The 4,026-nt window shown below is 73.8% G+C and carries 3 protein-coding genes; 2 read left to right on the top strand and 1 reads right to left on the bottom strand.

What is annotated here, in order from left to right; translation table 11 throughout:
• Nucleotides 1–58 precede the first annotated feature (58 nt).
• Nucleotides 59–742: a type 1 glutamine amidotransferase gene (locus tag ETD85_RS60705; RefSeq protein WP_138698838.1), complete on the top strand. Its 684-nt coding sequence runs from the start codon at nucleotides 59–61 to the stop codon at nucleotides 740–742.
• A 189-nt stretch (nucleotides 743–931) separates the two neighbouring features.
• Here ETD85_RS60705 and ETD85_RS60700 read toward each other — a convergent pair whose 3' ends face one another.
• Nucleotides 932–1,507, bottom strand: coding sequence for an HXXEE domain-containing protein (locus ETD85_RS60700; RefSeq protein ID WP_138698837.1), 576 nt, complete (start codon nucleotides 1,505–1,507; stop codon nucleotides 932–934).
• Nucleotides 1,508–1,765: 258 nt separating this feature from the next.
• On the opposite strand from ETD85_RS60700, the gene ETD85_RS60695 reads away from it, so the two are divergent.
• On the top strand, nucleotides 1,766–4,026 hold a 2,261-nt coding region (locus ETD85_RS60695; RefSeq protein WP_138698836.1), incomplete at its 3' end, for a bifunctional [glutamine synthetase] adenylyltransferase/[glutamine synthetase]-adenylyl-L-tyrosine phosphorylase.

Raw genomic sequence — 4,026 nt, 5'->3', positions numbered from 1 at the left:
GGCGCGCAGGGTGGGGTGGGTGTGTGGTTTGTTGGGATATTTCGCATAATTAGCCGATATGCGCATCACCGTGATCGAGCACGAGGCTGAGGCCGGGCTCGGATATCTGGCCGGGTGGCTCGGGCTGGCCTGCGACGTCGTACGGCCGTACCTGGGGGAGGAGATCCCCGCGCGACCGGCGGACGGCCTGATCGTGCTGGGCGGTGCGGCGGCCGCCTGGGAGGACGAGCGCAGCCCCTGGCAGCCCGCCACCCGCGACCTGCTGCGCCGCGCCGTGGACGAGGCCACGCCCACGCTGGCCGTCTGCCTGGGCGCGCAACTGCTGACCATGGCCTGTGGTGGCACGGTCGAGCGGGGTGCGAACGGGCTGGAGGTGGGCGCGCGGGAGGTGGTCGCGCTGCCGGCCGCCGCTTCGGACCGGCTGCTGTCGGGGGCCGGCAGGGCCGTGGCCGTGCAGTACCACCAGGACGCGATGACGCGGCTGCCCGACGGCGCGGTGCCCTTGATGACCGGCTCCCAGTATCCGAACCAGGCCTACCGGCTCGGCGCGGTCGCCTGGGCGGTGCAGTTCCATCCTGAGGCCACGCCGGAGATCTTCGCCTCCTGGACCGAGGAGTCGGGGCTGGAGGCGGCCGACGAGCTGAACGCCGAGGTCAAGGCGGCCGAAGGCGCGCTGGTCGCGACCTGGCGTCCGATGGCGGAGGCTTTCGCGGAGGTGGTCAGAGCCGGGGGTCGCGTCTGAGCGCGGTCGTCCACGGCCCACAGAACCGCGCGGTCGCCATCTGAGCCCGGGTGGTCCGTGGCCGTCGGAACCAAGCGGCCCCCAGAACCGAGCGGCCCGCAGAAGGAAGCGGCCCCCAGAATGCAGCGGTCGTGCGTGGCCGTCGGAACCAAGCGGTCGTCCGAACTGGGCGGTCGCCGCCTCAAGGTGTCAGAACCAGCGGTCGCGTCCAGTAGGACGGGCGCGCCTTGCGGCCGGTCTCGGGCGTGCCGCACCGGTCCGTACGGAGTCGTCGGGGTGGCGGGAGCCGGTGAGCGCGTGCGCCAGCGCGTGCACGCCCCCCAGAACCACGGGGAACGCCGCCACCGCGGCCCACCCCGACCGCCCCGACGACACCGGCACCCCGGCGGAACGCAGCCGCCGCCACGCCCACACCGAGAACGGGATCACTACCACCGGCGCCGTGACCACCCCCGGCGTGTAGCCGCGCGTCGCGGCCGCCTGTGCCAGGTGCGCCGCCCCGTGCAGCCCGAACCCCGCCAGCGCCGCCTGGAACACCGGGCTACGCCCGCCGGTACGGGCTCCCAGCGCGGACGCCCCGGCCATGACCACGCCCATGAGGCCGATGGCGACGTTCACGTGCCGCTGCGACACCTCCAGCCGCTCCCACGGCACCTGCGGAAACCGCGACTCCAGCCGGGGCCGGGCCCTGTGCGCCCACCCGGCCATGGTCGCCAGCTCCTCCGTGTCGTGGATCGCCCACGCCGCCAGCAACCCCCACGTCACCGTCCACGGCAAACTCCGGGTTACGTCCTGGGGCGCGGACCTTTCTCTGGCCCGCGCTCCCGGCCAGGAAAAGGCCCGCGTCACGGTCCACCGTCCCGTCCCCGTCGCCGCACGCGGCACGGTCCGAAGTCCCGTTCGTGTCATCGCCCTGCCTGCCGACCCCATCCCCGCTCCCTCCCCGTACCGAATCAACAAAACGCAACGCAACGTTGCGTTTTACTCTACGGCGAAACGCCGGGATGCTGTCAAGATGGAGGGGTGCCCAGGATCGAATCCACCGCAGCGAGGCTCGCCAAGCTCGGCTTCGCCGACGGCGCCAAGGCCGCTCAGCTCGTCCGGCAGGCAGGGACCGATCTGGACGATCTCCTCGAGTCCCTGGTGACGGTGGCGGACCCCGACCTGGCGCTGGTCTCGCTGACCCGCCTGGCCGAGCGCGAGCCGGCCGTACTCGACCTCCTCCGCCAGGACGAGCACCTGCGATCCCGGCTGCTGGCCGTGCTCGGCGTCAGCGCGGCGCTCGGCGAGCACCTGGTGCGCCATCCCGGCCAGGTGGCGCTGCTCGCGACGCCGCGGCTCGGCGACGCGCGGGCGGAGCTGCTGCGGGCGGTCGGCGCCGAGCCGGACGAGCCGGAGCCCCGCGCGGGCGGCGAGGACCCGCTGGTCGCGCTGCGCGTCGCCTACCGGGGCCGGGTCATGCACCTGGCCGCCCGCGACCTGACCGGGCAGGCGGGGCTGGGCGAGGTCACCGCGGAGCTGTCCGACCTCGCAGGCGCGGCGCTGGAGGCCGCGCTGGCCATCGCGCGGGCGGAGGTGGACGACGCCGAGGTACGCCTGGCGGTCGTCGGCATGGGCAAGTGCGGCGCCAGGGAGCTCAACTACATCAGCGACGTCGATGTGATCTTCGTGGCCGAGCCGCGGGAGGGCGCCGACGAGACCAAGGCGCTGCGCGCGGCGACCCGCCTGGCCCAGGCCATGATGCGCGCCTGCACGGTGACCACGTCCGAAGGCTCGCTGTGGGAGGTGGACGCGGGGCTGCGGCCGGAGGGGCGTTCCGGGCCGCTGGTGCGCACGCTCACCAGCCACCTGGCCTACTACAAGCGCTGGGCCAAGACGTGGGAGTTCCAGGCGCTGCTCAAGGCCCGGCCGGTGGCGGGCGACCTGGAGCTGGGCGCGGCCTACGTCGAGGCGGTCAACGACATGGTGTGGTCGGCGGCCACCCGCGAGCACTTCGTCGAGGACGTCCAGGCCATGCGCCGCCGGGTCGAGGCGCACGTGCGCGCCGAGGGCGAGCGGCAGCTCAAGCTGGGCCCCGGCGGGCTGCGCGACATCGAGTTCGCGGTGCAGCTCCTGCAGCTCGTGCACGGCAGGCTCGATCCGCTGCTGCGCCGCAGGGCCACGCTGCCCGCGCTGGCCGCGCTGTCGCGTGGCGGCTACGTGGGACGCGACGACTCGCGCGGGCTGGCGGAGGCGTACACGTTCCTGCGGCAGGTCGAGCACCTGCTGCAGCTGCACCGGCTGCGGCGTACGCACATCGTGCCCTCCGACGAGGCCGACCTGCGCAGGCTCGGCAGGGCGCTGGGGATGACGGCCGATCCGGTGGGGGAGTTCACCGAGCGGTGGCGGCGGCACGCGATGGAGGCGCGCAGGCTCCACGAGAAGCTGTTCTACCGGCCGCTGCTGCAGGCGGTCTCGCGGCTGCGGGAGTCGGAGGCCCGGCTGTCGACCACGGCGGCCAAGGCCAGGCTGGAGGCGCTCGGCTATGTCGATCCCACCGGGGCGCTGCGCCACATCGCCGCCCTGTCGACGGGGGTGTCCAGGCGGGCGTCGATCCAGCGTACGCTGCTGCCCGTCATGCTCGGCTGGTTCGCCGACACGCCCGATCCGGACGCGGCGCTGCTCGGGTTCCGGCAGGTCAGCGACAAGCTGGGCAGCACGCCCTGGTACTTGCGGCTGCTGCGCGACGAGACGGCGGTCGCGTCCAGGATGGCGCGCGTGCTCGGCACCAGCCGCTACGCGACCGGGCTGCTCATGCACGCGCCCGAAGCGGTCGCGATGCTGGGCTCCGACGAGGAGCTGGCCGTGCGCTCGCCGGAGTCGCTGCTGAGCGAGGCGTCGGCGGCGGTGTCCAGGCACGTCCCCGTACTGGCCGGGGCGAACGGCGGCGGAGCGGAGACCGCCGTCGCCGCGGTGCGGGCGTTGCGGCGCAAGGAGCTGTTCCGCACGGCCGTGGCCGACATCTTCGGGCTGGTCGACATCGAGAAGGTCGGGAGCGCGCTGTCGTCACTGACCGACGTGACGCTCCAGGCCGCCCTCGACGCCGCGCTCGGCCCGGCCAGGAACGTCACCTCGTTCGCGATCATCGCCATGGGCCGGCTCGGCGGCATGGAGAGCTCCTACGCCAGCGACGCCGACGTCATGTTCGTCCACTCGCCCCTGCAGGGCGTCGCGGAGCGCGAGGCCACGGACGCCGCCTACGCCGTGGCGAACGAGCTGCGCGGCCTGCTCTCGCTGCCCGCCCC

The organism is Nonomuraea zeae, assembly GCF_005889725.1.
GTDB lineage: Bacteria > Actinomycetota > Actinomycetes > Streptosporangiales > Streptosporangiaceae > Nonomuraea > Nonomuraea zeae.
Note: the sequence above shows the minus strand (reverse complement) of the source record. Positions and strands in the feature narration are given on the sequence as shown.

Coding starts and splice junctions, on each gene's coding strand:
- ETD85_RS60705 (WP_138698838.1), top strand. CDS start 59: ATGCGCATCACCGTGATCGAGCACGAGGCTGAGGCCGGGCTCGGATAT.